The 13,516-nt window shown below is 68.6% G+C and carries 13 protein-coding genes; 1 reads left to right on the top strand and 12 read right to left on the bottom strand.

The genetic code is table 11. The features are described from left to right. Positions 1 to 7 precede the first annotated feature (7 nt). Positions 8 to 943, bottom strand: coding sequence for a siderophore ABC transporter substrate-binding protein (locus tag CVM50_RS01895; protein WP_085886381.1), 936 nt, complete (start codon positions 941 to 943; stop codon positions 8 to 10). Between the two features lie 208 nt (positions 944 to 1,151). Between CVM50_RS01895 and CVM50_RS22230 the strand changes: the two genes are divergently transcribed. Next, positions 1,152 to 1,280 (top strand): hypothetical protein, encoded by a 129-nt coding sequence (locus CVM50_RS22230; RefSeq protein WP_408634043.1) that lies wholly within the window; start codon positions 1,152 to 1,154, stop codon positions 1,278 to 1,280. Between the two features lie 201 nt (positions 1,281 to 1,481). Here CVM50_RS22230 and CVM50_RS01885 read toward each other — a convergent pair whose 3' ends face one another. The 11 genes from CVM50_RS01885 to CVM50_RS01835 form a co-directional block, all read right to left on the bottom strand. Continuing rightward, complete coding sequence (locus tag CVM50_RS01885; protein WP_085886382.1) at positions 1,482 to 1,721, bottom strand: Lrp/AsnC ligand binding domain-containing protein; 240 nt, start codon at positions 1,719 to 1,721, stop codon at positions 1,482 to 1,484. 274 nt (positions 1,722 to 1,995) lie between these two features. Continuing rightward, a complete protein-coding gene (locus CVM50_RS01880; protein ID WP_085886383.1) occupies positions 1,996 to 2,688 on the bottom strand; it encodes an ABC transporter ATP-binding protein in 693 nt (230 codons plus the stop codon). Then, positions 2,688 to 3,440: an ABC transporter ATP-binding protein gene (locus CVM50_RS01875; protein WP_085886384.1), complete on the bottom strand. Its 753-nt coding sequence runs from the start codon at positions 3,438 to 3,440 to the stop codon at positions 2,688 to 2,690. Before CVM50_RS01875 ends, CVM50_RS01880 begins: the two co-directional genes overlap by 1 nt. Further along, complete coding sequence (locus CVM50_RS01870) at positions 3,433 to 4,431, bottom strand: branched-chain amino acid ABC transporter permease (protein ID WP_085886385.1); 999 nt, start codon at positions 4,429 to 4,431, stop codon at positions 3,433 to 3,435. The genes CVM50_RS01875 and CVM50_RS01870 overlap by 8 nt, the downstream gene beginning before the upstream one ends. Next, positions 4,428 to 5,351 carry a branched-chain amino acid ABC transporter permease gene (locus CVM50_RS01865; RefSeq protein WP_085886386.1) on the bottom strand — a complete coding sequence of 308 codons (924 nt, stop codon included), beginning with the start codon at positions 5,349 to 5,351 and terminating at the stop codon, positions 4,428 to 4,430. The genes CVM50_RS01870 and CVM50_RS01865 overlap by 4 nt, the downstream gene beginning before the upstream one ends. An 85-nt stretch (positions 5,352 to 5,436) precedes the next feature. Beyond that, positions 5,437 to 6,591 carry an ABC transporter substrate-binding protein gene (locus CVM50_RS01860; RefSeq protein ID WP_085886387.1) on the bottom strand — a complete coding sequence of 385 codons (1,155 nt, stop codon included), beginning with the start codon at positions 6,589 to 6,591 and terminating at the stop codon, positions 5,437 to 5,439. Positions 6,592 to 6,727: 136 nt separating this feature from the next. Then, complete coding sequence (locus tag CVM50_RS01855; RefSeq protein WP_085886388.1) at positions 6,728 to 7,627, bottom strand: alpha/beta hydrolase; 900 nt, start codon at positions 7,625 to 7,627, stop codon at positions 6,728 to 6,730. Between the two features lie 87 nt (positions 7,628 to 7,714). Then, the gene (gene mdoH / locus CVM50_RS01850; RefSeq protein WP_085886389.1) at positions 7,715 to 9,565 is read right to left on the bottom strand and encodes a glucans biosynthesis glucosyltransferase MdoH; all 1,851 of its coding nucleotides are present in this window, start codon (positions 9,563 to 9,565) and stop codon (positions 7,715 to 7,717) included. 8 nt (positions 9,566 to 9,573) lie between these two features. Continuing rightward, the gene (locus CVM50_RS01845) at positions 9,574 to 9,771 is read right to left on the bottom strand and encodes a hypothetical protein (protein WP_085886390.1); all 198 of its coding nucleotides are present in this window, start codon (positions 9,769 to 9,771) and stop codon (positions 9,574 to 9,576) included. Next, positions 9,768 to 11,465, bottom strand: a complete 1,698-nt coding sequence (locus CVM50_RS01840) for a glucan biosynthesis protein (RefSeq protein ID WP_085886391.1) — start codon at positions 11,463 to 11,465, stop codon at positions 9,768 to 9,770. The genes CVM50_RS01845 and CVM50_RS01840 overlap by 4 nt, the downstream gene beginning before the upstream one ends. A 516-nt stretch (positions 11,466 to 11,981) precedes the next feature. Next, on the bottom strand, positions 11,982 to 13,367 hold the full coding sequence (locus CVM50_RS01835; protein WP_085886392.1) for an aspartate aminotransferase family protein: 1,386 nt from the start codon (positions 13,365 to 13,367) through the stop codon (positions 11,982 to 11,984). Positions 13,368 to 13,516: the final 149 nt, after the last annotated feature.

The raw sequence follows: 13,516 nt of genomic DNA, 5'->3' as shown, positions 1-13,516 counted from the left end.
GGCAGTTTCAGGACGCGGTCTCCGCAAGACCCTCGGTGATGGCGTCCAGCACGGTCATCAGCGACTGCACCCCGCCCGAGGAGATGTACATCTCCGCCGCCGGCACGAAGAGGACGCGCCCCTCCTTCCAGGCGGTGGTGGAATGGACCAGCTCGTTGTCCAGCGTGGTCAGCCCGCTTTGCGTGTCGGCCTGGATGGCCGCGCCGCGATCGACGACGATCAGCGTATCGGGGTTCACCTCGGCGATATACTCGAAGGAAATCGCCTCCCCATGGGTGGTGGCGTCGATATAGTCGGCGGCGGCGGGCCAGTTCAGCTGGCTGTGGATCCAGCCGAAGCGCGAGCCTTCGCCATAGGCCGACACCTTGGGGCCGTTGGTCAGCACGATCAGGGCGTTGCCCCCCAGCTCGGCCACGGCGTCCCGGGCGGCGGCCAGTTTCTCCTCGACCTGGGCGGCCAGCTCGTCAGCCTTCTCCTCTTCGCCCAGCAGGGCACCGAAGGCCTCCAGGCGGGCCAGGCCGTCGGTGACGGCATCGGGTCCCACGGACATGTCGGCCACCGGCGCGATCCGCTCCAGCGCGTCCTTCTGTTTCAGCGAGCGCAGGCCGACGACGATGAGGTCGGGCTGCATGGCGGCCACGGCCTCGAAATCGGGCTCGAACAGGGTGCCGACGGTTTCCGCATCTGCGGCCTGCTCGGCGATATGCGGCACGTAGATCGGGCCCGGCACACCGGCGGGCACATGGCCCAGGGCGGCCAGGGTGTCGACCGAGGCCAATTCATAGGCGACGATGGTCTCGGGCACCGTGGGCAACTCCATCGCGCCCTCGGCGGTCTCGAAGGTGACGGGCTGGGCGTGGGCAGCACCGGCCATCAGGGCAGCGGCGGCACAGAGGGCGGCAGGGCGCGGAAGATGCGCGGCAACACGCTCGAAAAGGGTCATGCATAACTCCTGGGGCTCGGGGTCCCGCCGATTGGCTGGTCCCCGGTGCGCGTGGATACGCGCGGCGGGAGTGGGCTGACGGCATCGGCTTCGGGCTATCGCGTCGTCCGCAAGTGGTCAAGAACATACCTTAGAGAAATAATCAGAGAAGACTTTTCCAAGTCCCGCAGCCCAGGCCCGGGACACCACCGCCCACAGATCCAAATACCTGCAAAAGCTGTGCGATCACTTTGCCCACAAGGTCGAAGTGGACGTCACTGCGACCGAGGGTCGTGCCGCCCTGCTCCCGGTCCGGCGCCCCCGCGCGCGGATGCCGACAGGCTTCACATGCATGTGAGCGCCGAAGATGACGCCGGCCTGGCGCAGGCCAGACACATCGTCGTAACCGACCTGGTGACGTTCGCCTTCCGCAAGGCCCCGGAAAGCCTCGGCTGGCACTGGCCTGAACGGCGCCCGCCCCTGCACGCCCCCGTCCCCGCATGCAAAAGGCGGCCCCGCCGGGACCGCCCTCACGCCCAGGCCATCGCCAGCGGGCGCGTCAGAACGCCTTGAAGGTCAGCGTGGTCAAGGTCCGCTCGATCCCCTCGATCCCCTTGAAGCACTCATCGACGAACAGGCCCACGTCGGCATCCTCGGGCGGGTAGACCTTCAGCAGCAGGTCGAACTCGCCGGAGGTGGAATAGAGCTCGGAGTGGAACTCCCGCAGGACGATCTTGCCCGCGACATCATAGGTGGTGCCGGGGCGGCAGCGGATCTGGATGATCAGGGGGGTGCTCATGAACTGTCCTTTTCGGTCTCCTCGGGCGGCAAGATGCGCCGGGCGGCGCCCGGGTGCAAGAGCGCGCGACGCCCTGCCCCCCCTCGCGCCCCGTCGCCCATCCCGCGCCGCGCCGCTGTTATCCGACAGCTAAAAATACTCCGGGGGTCCGGGGGCAGCGCCCCCGGCGGTCAGGCTGCAATGCCCCGTTGAGGCCCGGCGGACCGCGCCCGCCGGGCGAGACCTCTGAACCGGAACCTCCCGGCCCCGACACGCCGGGCAGGCGCGGCCCGCCTCACACGTGCAGCCAGCGCTCCTTCACCCCGCCCACGTCAGCCAGCAGGTCGGCGTTGCTGCCCGTCCAGACCACCTGGCCCTTCTCCAGCACGTAATGCCGATCGGCAAAACGGCTCAGCGCATCGGCATTCTTGTCGATCACCAGAATCGCGGCGCCCTCGGCGCGGATGCGCGCCAGGCAGGCCCAGATCTCCTCCCGGACCAGCGGCGCCAGCCCCTCGGTGGCCTCGTCCAGCACCACCAGCCGGGGGTTGGTCATCAGCGCACGCGCCACGGCCAGCATCTGCTGTTCGCCGCCCGACAGCTGATCGCCCATGTTGCGCCGCCGTTCCTTCAACCGGGGGAACAGATCCCAGACGGCCTGCAGCGACCAGGGGCCGCGGCCGCGCGCGGTGGCCACCAGGTTTTCCTCCACCGTCAGGTTGGGGAAAACCTGCCGCCCCTCGGGCACAAGGCCCAGCCCGGCCCGTGCCACCCTATGCGGCCCGGCACCGGTCATGTCCCGCCCGTCGATGCTCACCACGCCGCCGCGCGCGGGCAGCAGGCCGAACAGGGTCGAGATCGTCGTGGTCTTGCCCATGCCATTGCGGCCCATCAGGGTGACCACCTCCCCCGCACCGACGCTGAGGTCCACGCCGTGCAGCACCTGCGCCTCGCCATAGCCGGCCCGCAACCCCTCGATCCGCAGCATCACGCGCCCTCCTCTTCGCCGAGATAGGCTGCCCGCACCGCCGGGTCCGCACGCACCGCCGCGGGCGGGCCGGAGGCGACGATGCGCCCGTAGACCAGCACCGAGATCCGGTCGGCCAGCTGGAACACCGCGTCCATGTCATGTTCGATCAGCACCAGCGTCAGCCGCTTCTTCAGCCGCTGCATCAACGCGATCAGCCGCTCCGCCTCGGCCCCGCCGGTGCCCGCCAGCGGCTCGTCCAGCAGCAACAGGCGCGGCTTGGTGGCCAGGGCCACGGCCAGTTCCAGCTGCCGCTGCTCGCCATGGGAAAGCGCAGAGGCCAGCGCGCCTGCGCGGTCGGCCAGCCCGACCTCGTCCAGCGCCATGCGGGCCTGGGCATTGGTGATTTCCTCCGACCCGGCATCGCGCCAGAACCGGAAGGAGGAGCCGGAGCGCGCCTGCACCGCCAGCGCAACATTTTCCAGCACCGTCATGCCCGGAAGCAACGCGGTGATCTGGAAGGACCGCGCCAACCCGGCCTCGACCCGGGCGGCCATGTCGGCGCGGGTGATGTCGCGCCCGGCATAGATCACCCGGCCACTGTCGGGCGCCAGTTGCCCCGACAGCTGCGCGATCAGCGTCGTCTTGCCCGCGCCATTGGGGCCGATGACGGCGTGCAGCTCTCCCTCCGCCACGCGCATGTCGACGCCATCGGTCACCGCCAGCGCGCCGAAATTCTTGCGCAGGTCGCGCACCTCCAGAAGGTCAGTCATCGCCGCGCCCCTCCCCATCGTTGCGCAGGCCGGGCGCCCGCAGCCCGAGGCGCCGCATCAGCCCGGTCAGACCGTCGGGCGAGAACAGCACCACCAGCACCAGGATCAGGCCGAAGCCCAGGCGCCAGTGCTCGGAGAAGACCGCCAGCAGCTCTTCCAGCCCCACGGCCACCAGCGCCCCCGCCACGGCCCCGGTCAGCGTGCCGATGCCGCCGAAGACCAGCATCACGATCAGCTCGCCCGAGCGGTGCCAGCTCATGTAGGCGGGCGAGACGTATTCAGTGAGGTTTGCCAGCAGCACGCCTGCCACGGAACACAGGCAGGCGGCGATGACATAGGCCACCAGTTGATAGCGGAAGGGGCGATAGCCGATGGCCTGCATGCGCAGCGCGTTTTCCCGCGTGCCCTTCAGCACCCGGCCAAAGCGCGACAGGGTCAGCCGGTAAAGCCCCGCGTAGATCGCCACCAGCGCGCCGAGGATGGTGTAGTAAAGCGTCTGATCCCCCTCCAGCGGCAGGCCCAGCAGGGTGGACCGCGCCTGCAGGGCCACCCCGTCGTCGCCCCCCAGCGAGGACTGCGCCACGAAGAAGAAATAGGCCATCTGCGCGAAGGCCAGGGTGATCATGATGAAATAAACGCCCCGGGTGCGCAGGCTGATCGCCCCGGTCACCGTGGCAAAGGCGGCGGACATCCCCATGCCCAGCAGGATCTGCGCCAGGAGGTCGGTCACCCCCCAGCGGGCGCCCAGGGCCACCGCATAGGCGCCGATGCCAAGGTAGGCGGCGTGGCCGAAGCTGACCATGGCGCCGTAACCCAGGATCAGATCCAGCGACAGGGCGGCGATGGCAAAGACCAGCATCCGGCTGGCGATGACCATCAGGAACGGGTCGTCCAGGGCCAGCGCCAGGGGCGGCACGGCGGCCATGACGACGAAGATCGCCAGAGCGGCGCTCAGGCGCGGGGCCAGGGTGCGGGTGGCAGGGGTGCTCATTTCGCCCCCTTGCGGCCGAAAAGGCCCGTGGGTGACCAGAAGAGGACCGCGGCCATCAGCAGGTAGACCAGCATCGGCGCCACCATGCGGCCCGTCTGCGAGGCCGCCGCCGGGTCCATCACCATGCGCAGCCAGATCGGCCCGAAGGTGCGGCCCACGGTATCGACGACGCCCACCAGGATCGCGGCCAGGAAGGCGCCCCGGATGGATCCCACCCCGCCGATGACAATCACCACGAAGGTCAGGATCAGGATCGACTCGCCCATGCCCGGATCCACCGACAGGATCGGCGCCACGATGGCGCCCGCGAACCCCGCCAGCATTGCGCCGCCCGCGAAGACCAGCATGAAGAGGCGCGAGATGTCGACGCCAAGCGCCGCAACCATGGGCCGGTTCGACGCACCCGCCCGCAGCAGCATCCCGGCCCGCGTGTGGTTGATCAGCGCCCAGAGGCCGACCGCACTGGCCAGCCCCGCAGCGATCACGGCGATCCGATAGACCGGGTATTGCAGCGGCCCGGCCAGCGGCACGGACCCCGACAGCAGCGCCGGCATGTCCACGTTCAGCGGCGCCGAGCCCCAGAGGATCTTCACCCCTTCCGACAGCATCAGGATCAGCCCGAAAGTCGCCAGCACCTGATCCAGATGGCTGCGGTCATAGAGCCTTCGGAACACCAGGAACTCCAGCACCAGCCCGAAGACCAGCGTCGCTGGCAGCGCCAGAGCCAAGCCGAACCAATAGCTGCCAGTCATCCCGGCGAAGGTCGCCATCAGGTAGGCGCCGACCATGTAGAGGACGCCATGGGCCAGGTTGATGAAGTCCATGATGCCGAAGACCAGCGTCAGCCCGGCGGCGACGAGGAACAGCAGGATGCCGAACTGCGCCCCGTTCAGAAGCTGCAGCAGGAAAAGATTGAACACGGGATGGCGCCTCCGGCAGGCAGGGGGATGGCAGCGAAAGGGGCCGGGTTCCCCCGGCCCCTCGGTTCAGCCCGTCACGGGCGTTTTACATCTTGCACTGGTCGACATAGGTGTCGGCGTAGTCTTCCCAGACCGTCTCGACGATCTGGGTGGCGTATTTGCCATCCTCGCGCTGCACCGCCTCGGCCAGGTAGAAGTTCTGGATGGGGAAGTGGTTGGGCGAGAAGCTGAACTTGCCGCGCACCGAAGCGAAATCGGCCTCTTCCAGAGCCGCGCGCAGGGCGTCCATGTCGTCGAGGCTGCCCACCTTCTTCACCGCGCTGTCGATCAGCATCATCGCGTCATAGCCACCGGCGGCGTACAGGGCGGGAACATAGTCGTACTTGGCCTCAAACGCCTCGACGAAGGCCAGGCTTTCCGGCACGTCCAGCGAGGGCGACCAGTTGGTGCCCGACAGCATGCCCAGGGCCGCGTCCTGTTCGGCGGGCAGCGTGGTTTCATCCACGGTGAAGGCGGTCATCAGCGGGATGCTTTTCAGCCCCGCCTGATCGTATTGCTTGACGAAATTCACGCCCATGCCGCCCGGCAGGAAGGCATAGACGGCCGAGGGCTGCATCGCGGCGATCTGCGCCAGTTCCGCCTGATAGTCCAGCTGACCCAGCTGCACGTAAAGTTCGGAGGTGACGGTGCCCTCGAAGACGGACTTGAAGCCGTTCAGGCTGTCCTTCCCGGCCTGGTAGTTGGGCGCCAGGATGAAGGCATCGCCGATGCCCTCGTCGTTCATGTGCTTGGCGATCACCGTGGGCATCTGGTCGTTCTGGTAGGCCACGACGAAGAGGTTCGGATCGCAGCCCTCACCGGCAAAGACCGACGGCCCGGCGTTCGGGCTGAGCAGGAAGGCGCTTTCGGTGACCGGACCCGCGATGGCGCCCATGACGTTGGAAAAGATCGGGCCGATGACGAAATCGACCTCGTCACGCTCCACCAGTTCCCGCGCCTTCTGGGCGGCCACGTCGGGCTTGCCCTCGGCGTCGACCACCAGGATCTCGGTCTCCATGCCGCCGACCATGCCCAGCTGCTCGGCCGCCAACAGGGCACCATCGCGGGCGTGTTCGCCCAAAACCGCCGGCGGGCCGGAGGTGGTGGTCAGGATCCCGATCTTCAGGGTCTCTGCAGCGCTCATGGCGGGGGCCATGGCGACAGACAGCATCAGGGCGGCGCCCAGCTTGGTGCGGTTCATTCTCACTCTCCCTTTGGCAGGGCCGCTGCGGCCCCTTCACGGGGTGGATCCCCGCTGGCAGGGGCGATCAAACCGGGCCGGGCGACGCAGTGCAAGGCAAAACTCGGGTCAGCCAACGCGCCCGGGCGGGGCGTCCTCAGTTGCGCCCCAGAAAGGCCTCGCCAAGTGGCGATCCCGGCACGCAGAGGCCGTCGACCACGTCGAAATGATGGCGCCCGTTCTCGATCACCCGGCGCAGGCGGGCGATGCGGCCCTGCCAGGCCTCGGCCATCAGGGCGGTCTGGCGCAGGAACTCCGGCCGCTCCTCACCGCCGACCCAGAGGATCGCATCGGTGTCGGCACGCGGGGCCAGCAGCGCGGGGCTTTCGGCGGTGGCTTCCTCCGCGTCGATGCTCAGGGTGTCGTTCATCGGGCTGCGGCGCAGCGGGCGCAGATCATGCAGGCCCGAGATCGAGACGACCCGCGCGATGCGCCGCGCCACGGCAGGCGCCAGCGGCGCATCCTCGCAGGCCAGGCGCAGGGCGAGGTGTCCGCCCGCGGAATGGCCCGCCACCCGGATCGGCCCCTCGACGCGCCGCGCCGCCGCCGTCACCGCGCGCGCGGCCTCGCGCACCATGTCCGACAGCCGCGCCTTGGGCGCCAGCGTGTAGGAGGGGATCGCCATGGCCCAGCCCTGTGCCAATGCGCCTGAAGCCATGTGCGACCAGTCGTCCTTCGACAGCTTGTGCCAGTAGCCCCCGTGCAGGAAGACGGCAAGGCCGCGGGGCGCACAGCTGGGCCAGTAGAGGTCCATCACCTGCCGGGGCCCCTCGCCATAGGGCACGTCGAACTCGGCGTTGGAGACGGATTCGCGGAAGGCGACGGCCTCTTCGCGGCCGCTTTTCAGCAGCTCGGCTGCGCCGGGCACATGGCCCCGGTTGTCGAAGGCGTCCGCCCAGTCGATTCCCGTCGCGGGGATCGAGGCCAGCTCACCCTCAGGCGATTTTTCCTCAGTATTTTCAATACATTCCACCGCCGCGCGCGCCTTGCTCGCCATGCCTGCTCGTCCTCTGATGCCGGAACTTTCCGGGCAGAGTGCCGGGCGCGCGCGGGGAAGTAAACCTGACCTTCCGATCCCTCGGGCCTACTCGGCGGGCAAGCCCGTCGGGGCAACTACACGGGCCGCGCCGGCCTGCGCCTGGTCCGCCCCGGGCGCCCCGGTCCAGCGGCCGTGGATCTCGCGCCAGCGGGTGATGACGGGGGACGGATCGGCCTCTTCCGGGCTGCGGAACAGCCAGTTGTCCAGCGGCAAAGAACTGGCCCAGATCAGCAGCGGCGCCAGCAGCATCGGCCCACCCACGGGCAGCAGCCAGAGCGTCAATTCGGGGGCGACCCAGGCCACCAGGCCGAGACCCGCCGCGCCGATGACGCTGATCCAGGCGCCGGCCGCCAGGCTTTCGCCGAAGGTCAGCTGCCCTTCGCCGCGCTGGTTGGCGGGCCAGCCACCATCGGCGCCAGACAGGACCTGCAGAACCGCGCGGGTCTGGTAGGCCAGGTGCAGCGGCGCCAGCATCGACGACAGCAGCAGCTCTGCCAGCATCGACGGGGCGGCGCGCCAGCCGCCGAAGCCCTGCCGCGCCCGGCCAGAGATCAGCGCCCCGGCCAGGATCGCCAGTTTCGGTAGCACCAGCAGCCCCAGAACGCCGATGCCAAGCGCCACGATCTGGCGCGTGCGATCACTGGGGAAGACCGGGAACAGCTGGTGCGGATCGGGGAAATAGTCCGGCAGGGGCGCCCAGATCGCGGCCGCGATCGAGGTGACCAGGAACAGCCCCCAGACCAGCGACACCAGGTAGCTGAAGATGCCCTGCAGGAAGGTGAACCGCGACCAGGGGTGCAGCCCCGGCGTGGTCAGCAGGCGGATGTGCTGCAGGTTGCCCTGGCACCAGCGGCGGTCGCGGCGCGCGAAGGACAGGATGTTGTCGGGGCCTTCCTCGTAGGAGCCGGGGATCGTCTCGTCCAGCGTCACACGCCAGCCGGCGCGGGCCAGCAGCGCGGCCTCGACGTAGTCATGGCTGAGGATCGGGCCGCCGAAGGGCGGGCGCCCGCGCAGCGGCGGCAGGGCGCAGCTTTCGGCGAAGGCGCGGATGCGGATCATCGCGTTGTGGCCCCAGAAGGGGCCGGTGCGGCCCTGCATCCGGGCCAGCCCGCGCGAGAAGACGGGGGAGAAGAAGGCGGCGGAGAACTGCAGCGCGCGACCGAAGACCGAGCGCGCGGAATGCAGGTTCGGCAGGGTCTGCAACAGCCCGAGATCCGGTTCCGCCCGCATCCGGTCCAGCATCTGCGCGACGGCACGGCCCTCCATCAGGCTGTCGGCGTCCAGCACCAGCGCGTAATCCCACGCCCCGCCGGAGCGGCGGATGAAATCCTCGACGTTGCCGGCCTTGCGGCCCCAGTTGTCCTGGCGGCGGCGATAGAACATGCGTCCGCCCGCCCCGGTTTCCGCCAGCAGCCGGGCGAAGGCGTCGCGTTCCGCGCGGGCGGCCTCCTCGTCGCGGGTGTCCGACAGCACCGCGACATCGGCAGAGACGCCGGCCTCGTGCAGCGAGGCATCCATGGCCGCGATGCGCGAGAAAGTGGCGACCGGATCCTCGTTGCAGATGGGCACCAGGAGGACCAGTTCACGTTCCGAACCTTCGCCGGGCACCCGCTGGGCCGCGTCTGCCCCTGGGGAGTCCAGGGTCGCCTCGCGCCGCTCAACGCGGCGCCGTGGCGCCAGCCCCGTCAGCGCCTGCACGGCCCCCCAGGCCAGCCAGGCCGTGGTCACGCAGACCAGGGCCGAGCGCAGCACGTCGAGCCAGTCGAACCCGTCGGCCAGCGCCGCATCGGCCATGAAGCCGGTAGCGGTCAGCGCCGCTGCGGCTGCGAGGGTCAGCGCCACCGCCCGGGTGACGCGGGTGGCAGTGTCGGCACGCGCCCAGCGTCTTTCACCCATGGGGAACCTCAGGCCCACTGCGAGGGCTGAAGCAGCCGGGCCAGAAGGCTCTGCCCTGCCCCCTGCGCCTCGGCACCGTCACGTTCCAGCACCTGGCGCGGCATGGCCAGCGGCGCCTCCGGCGGCGCCCAATGCGGCCCTTCGATCGCTTCGGCGCTGGTCATGCTGGTGGTATTCCCGTTCCCGAAGATATTGTCCTGTTTCATGCGTCTCTCATCCATTGATAGGCCCAGGTTTCACTGAGGACCTGGCCGTAGCCCTCCAGATGGGCCGTCACTTCCGCAATTTCGTCGCCATTTGCTGCGACCTCGGCCACGAGGCGCCAGATGTCGCGGCCCTCTATCGGGCTCAGCACCACCTCGCGCAATTCACCCCCCGTGACCTGCACTACTGGCGAAACCTCGGCCTCAGCCGGAAGTTCCCGCAAAAGCGCCCCTTCGAAATCGACAACGAATTTTCGGCGATCCGTCGCCGGTTCGGTGCCCGAAACGCCGCCATGGCCGGCAAGGCTTCGCCGAACGCCGGCGACGCGGGCGGGCACTTCGCCCGGGCCGATGCCCCAGTCCATGTCGTAGGCCAGGTGGATTTCACGGCCCGGAGTGAAATCCCCTTCGGGCACCCAGAAGGCGACGATATTGTCGTTGGTTTCCAGCTCGGTCGGGATCTCGACCAGCCGCAGCCGGCCCTTGCCCCAGTCCCCCCGCGGGCGGATCATCAGCGAGGGGCGCAGATCGTAGCGCGCGCCAGCGTCGAGGTAATGTTCGAACCCGCGCCGACGCTGCACCAGGCCGAAAGCGCGCGGGTTGTCGGCCTCGAAGTAGGAGTTCGCCAGCCGTCCGGGGTTCTTCAGCGGCCGCCAGATGCGCTGGCCACCCACCTCCAGCAGCAGGGCCTCGCTGTCATGCACCGCGGGGCGGTAGTCGTCGAAGTCGCCCTGATCCACCGGCCCGTAGAGGAACATCGAGGTCAGCGGCGCCATACCCAGCTGTTCGACCTCCTGCCGCAGGAAGAGGTGGCAATCGACCTCCATCCGCGTGGGGTCGCCCGGGGTGACGATGAAACGGTAGGCGCCGGTGACGCTTTCGCTGTTGAGCGCGGCGTAGACGGTGACGCTTTGCGCGCCCTCGGCGGGACGTTCCATCCAGAAGCTCTCGAAGCGGGGGAATTCCTCGCCCGGGGCCAGGCCGGTGTTCACCGCCAGACCGCGCGCCGACAGCCCGTAGCGGCAGCCCTGGCCGAGCGCGCGGAAGTAGGAGGCCCCGAGGAAGGCCAGCACCTCGTCGTAGAGATCGGCCCGGTTCAGCGGCGCGGCCAGCCGGAAGCCCGCCACGCCGGGCATCTGGCGATGCTCGGGCACCTCGATGCCCAGCGGTTCGTGGTAGATGAAATCGTCGGTGGAGAAGGTCATGGGCCGCGCCTGGCCATCGGTGACCTCGAAGAGACCCACCGCCTCGGAGAAGAGCCAGCCCAGGTGGAAGGCATGAAGACGGAAGAGCCCCCCGTCGTTCCACCTGGCCTGCTTGGGGTCGTACTGGATGCGCTGGTAGCCGTCGTAGCTCAGCTCGGTGAAGAAGCCCTCGGCCTTCGGGGGGGCCTGCCAGTCCTCGCCCGCGCGCTGGCGCATCGTCTCGATCAGCGCCTCGTAGCTGAACGGCTGGGCCTCGGGTGCAGTCGGCGCCTCGGGCGCCTGCGCGTCGGTCGCGCCATCCTGCTCCTGGGCCCGTGCGGCCCCGGCAAGACCGGCGCCCACCAGCGCCGTGCTACCAGCCAGAAGGCCCAAGATCTGGCGCCGGCGGAGCGCGCCGGGTCCGGTGTCAGCCTGGGCGGCCAGCTTGGTGACAGAGGTCTTCGAGGAAGGGGTACCCGCCTTGGGGCGAGCAGAGGAGATGTTCGGCAGCATGCAATATCCCTTGATGAAACCATTTTCCCGTTGGGTCACCGAAAGCTCCCGCGCAGCGGTCGAGAAGGCAATCCCGTGCCCGGATTCCGGCAGGGGACTGCCAGAACGTTCCTTCCGCAACGCGGCAAAGCCGCCGATGGTTCACGGGCAATTTCGCAAGCGCCTGTCTTTCTTGGGTGCAGCAGGATTAATGCCGCGACTCCGGGGGGTTACGGATCGGCAGAATACCGCCAATCACCCGAGAAGCGCTAGATGAATCGTGAAGGTCGCCACATCCCATGGGCGAAAAGGCGCCAGTGATCGCCGCAGCGCGGCGGGGCGGGCCCGCCCGATGCGCATGTCGTTGCCGCACCTCCGGCGGCAGGTCGCGCAAGGCCCCTCTGCACCACGTCGGACAGGCGGCACGCCCCTACCCCCGCCCCCCCCCCGACGCGCAGATCCGGACGCCACGGCATACGAAAAACGCGGGCCCCCGAGGGGACCCGCGCGCAGTCATTTTCCGATGTTCGGGTCGGGTCAGACCAGACCTTCGGCCTTGCACCATTCCAGCGTGCGATCCAGCGCCCGGCCCATGCGGGTGATGATCTCGGCTATGTCGTCCTCGGTGACGATCAGCGGCGGGCAAAGCGCCATGGTGTCCCCCACCGCGCGGCTGATCAGCCCTTCCTCGGCGGCGATGTCGGCACATTTCGCGCCCACCTTCTTCTTCGGATCGAAGGCCGAGCCGACGGTCTTGGCCGCCACCAGCTCGATCCCCGCGATCAGGCCGGTGCCGCGCACCTCGCCCACCAGCGGGTGATCGGCGAAAGCCTTGCGCAGCCCCTGCTGGAAGGTCTCTTCCAGGGCGGCGGCATTGGCGACCAGGCCCTTCTCCTCGATGATTGCCAGGTTCTCCAAGCCGACGGCGGTGGCGACGGGGTGACCCGAGCCGGTGAAGCCGTGACCGAAGGTGCCCAGCTTGGCGGTATTGTCGGCGATGGCGTTGTAGACGGCATCCGACACCATGATCGCGGCCAGCGGCATGTAGGAGGAACTGATCTGCTTCGACAGCACCAGGATGTCCGGCTGGAAGCCGTATTTTTCACAGGCGAAGGTCGTGCCGCAGCGCCCGAAGCCGCAGATCACCTCGTCCGCCACGACCAGGATGTCGTTCTTGCGGCAGATCTCCGACACACCTTCCCAGTAGCCCGCGGGCGGCACCATGACGCCGCCGGCGCCCATAACCGGCTCGCCGATGAAGGCGGCGATGTTGTCGGCGCCCTCGGCCTCGATCGTGTCCTCCAGTTCCTTCAGCAGGCGGGCGCAGAAGGCGGCCTCATCCTCGCCCTCGTTGGCGAAGCGCCAGTGATGCGGGGTGGTCAGGTGGGTGACGGGAATCGCGGGCAGGTCGAAATCGCCGTGGTTCGCCGGCAGGCCGGTCAGAGAGCCGGAGGCGATGGTAATGCCGTGATAGCCCTTGTTGCGCGCCAGGAACTTCTTCTTGTTCGGACGGCCCAGGGCGTTGTTCATGAACCAGACCATCTTCACGACGGTATCGTTGGCCTCGGACCCGGAGTTGGTGAAGAAGCAGTGGTTCAGATCGCCCGGGGTCATCTCCGCCAGCTTCTCGGCCAGGCGGATCGAGGGTTCATGCGCCTTGTGGGCGAAGGTGTGGTAGTAGGGCAGAAGCTCCATCTGCTTCATCGCCGCATCCTTCAGCCGGCTCTCGGAGAAACCGACGGCGACGGACCACAGGCCGGCCATGCCCTCGATGTATTCCTTGCCCTTGTCGTCGAAGACACGGATGCCCTCGCCGCGCGCGATCACCATCGGGCCTTGCTCCTCATGGGCGCGCATGTTGGTGTAGGGGTGCATGGAATGGGCGATGTCGGCCGCGACCAGCGAGTTGGAGATCTCGTTCATGGGGCTGTTCCTGTAGGCTTGGGGTGAAGAGGCCGGGCGAACCCGCGCGCATATGCGCTCATTATATTGAGCAAGACCCCACTTGAGAACCCCCTTTCCCGGCGACGTTCCAAGAGGGAGGCCGTCACGGGCGATCCCGTCGCGCGCCG

Origin of the sequence: Pseudooceanicola marinus, assembly GCF_002786295.1 — a bacterium.
In the GTDB taxonomy this organism is placed as follows: Bacteria; Pseudomonadota; Alphaproteobacteria; order Rhodobacterales; family Rhodobacteraceae; genus Pseudooceanicola; species Pseudooceanicola marinus.
The sequence above is the reverse complement of the archived record's forward strand: the minus strand, read 5'-3'. Positions and strand labels throughout refer to the sequence as shown.

Bases quoted from the DNA above. Each gene is read 5' to 3' on its own strand.
- CVM50_RS01895 (WP_085886381.1), bottom strand. From the start codon at position 943: ATGACCCTTTTCGAGCGTGTTGCCGCGCATCTTCCGCGCCCTGCCGCC.
- CVM50_RS01885 (WP_085886382.1), bottom strand. From the start codon at position 1,721: ATGAGCACCCCCCTGATCATCCAGATCCGCTGCCGCCCCGGCACCACC.
- CVM50_RS01880 (WP_085886383.1), bottom strand. From the start codon at position 2,688: ATGCTGCGGATCGAGGGGTTGCGGGCCGGCTATGGCGAGGCGCAGGTG.
- CVM50_RS01875 (WP_085886384.1), bottom strand. From the start codon at position 3,440: ATGACTGACCTTCTGGAGGTGCGCGACCTGCGCAAGAATTTCGGCGCG.
- CVM50_RS01870 (WP_085886385.1), bottom strand. From the start codon at position 4,431: ATGAGCACCCCTGCCACCCGCACCCTGGCCCCGCGCCTGAGCGCCGCT.
- CVM50_RS01860 (WP_085886387.1), bottom strand. From the start codon at position 6,591: ATGAACCGCACCAAGCTGGGCGCCGCCCTGATGCTGTCTGTCGCCATG.
- CVM50_RS01855 (WP_085886388.1), bottom strand. From the start codon at position 7,627: ATGGCGAGCAAGGCGCGCGCGGCGGTGGAATGTATTGAAAATACTGAG.
- mdoH (WP_085886389.1), bottom strand. From the start codon at position 9,565: ATGGGTGAAAGACGCTGGGCGCGTGCCGACACTGCCACCCGCGTCACC.
- CVM50_RS01845 (WP_085886390.1), bottom strand. From the start codon at position 9,771: ATGAAACAGGACAATATCTTCGGGAACGGGAATACCACCAGCATGACC.
- CVM50_RS01840 (WP_085886391.1), bottom strand. From the start codon at position 11,465: ATGCTGCCGAACATCTCCTCTGCTCGCCCCAAGGCGGGTACCCCTTCC.
- CVM50_RS01835 (WP_085886392.1), bottom strand. From the start codon at position 13,367: ATGAACGAGATCTCCAACTCGCTGGTCGCGGCCGACATCGCCCATTCC.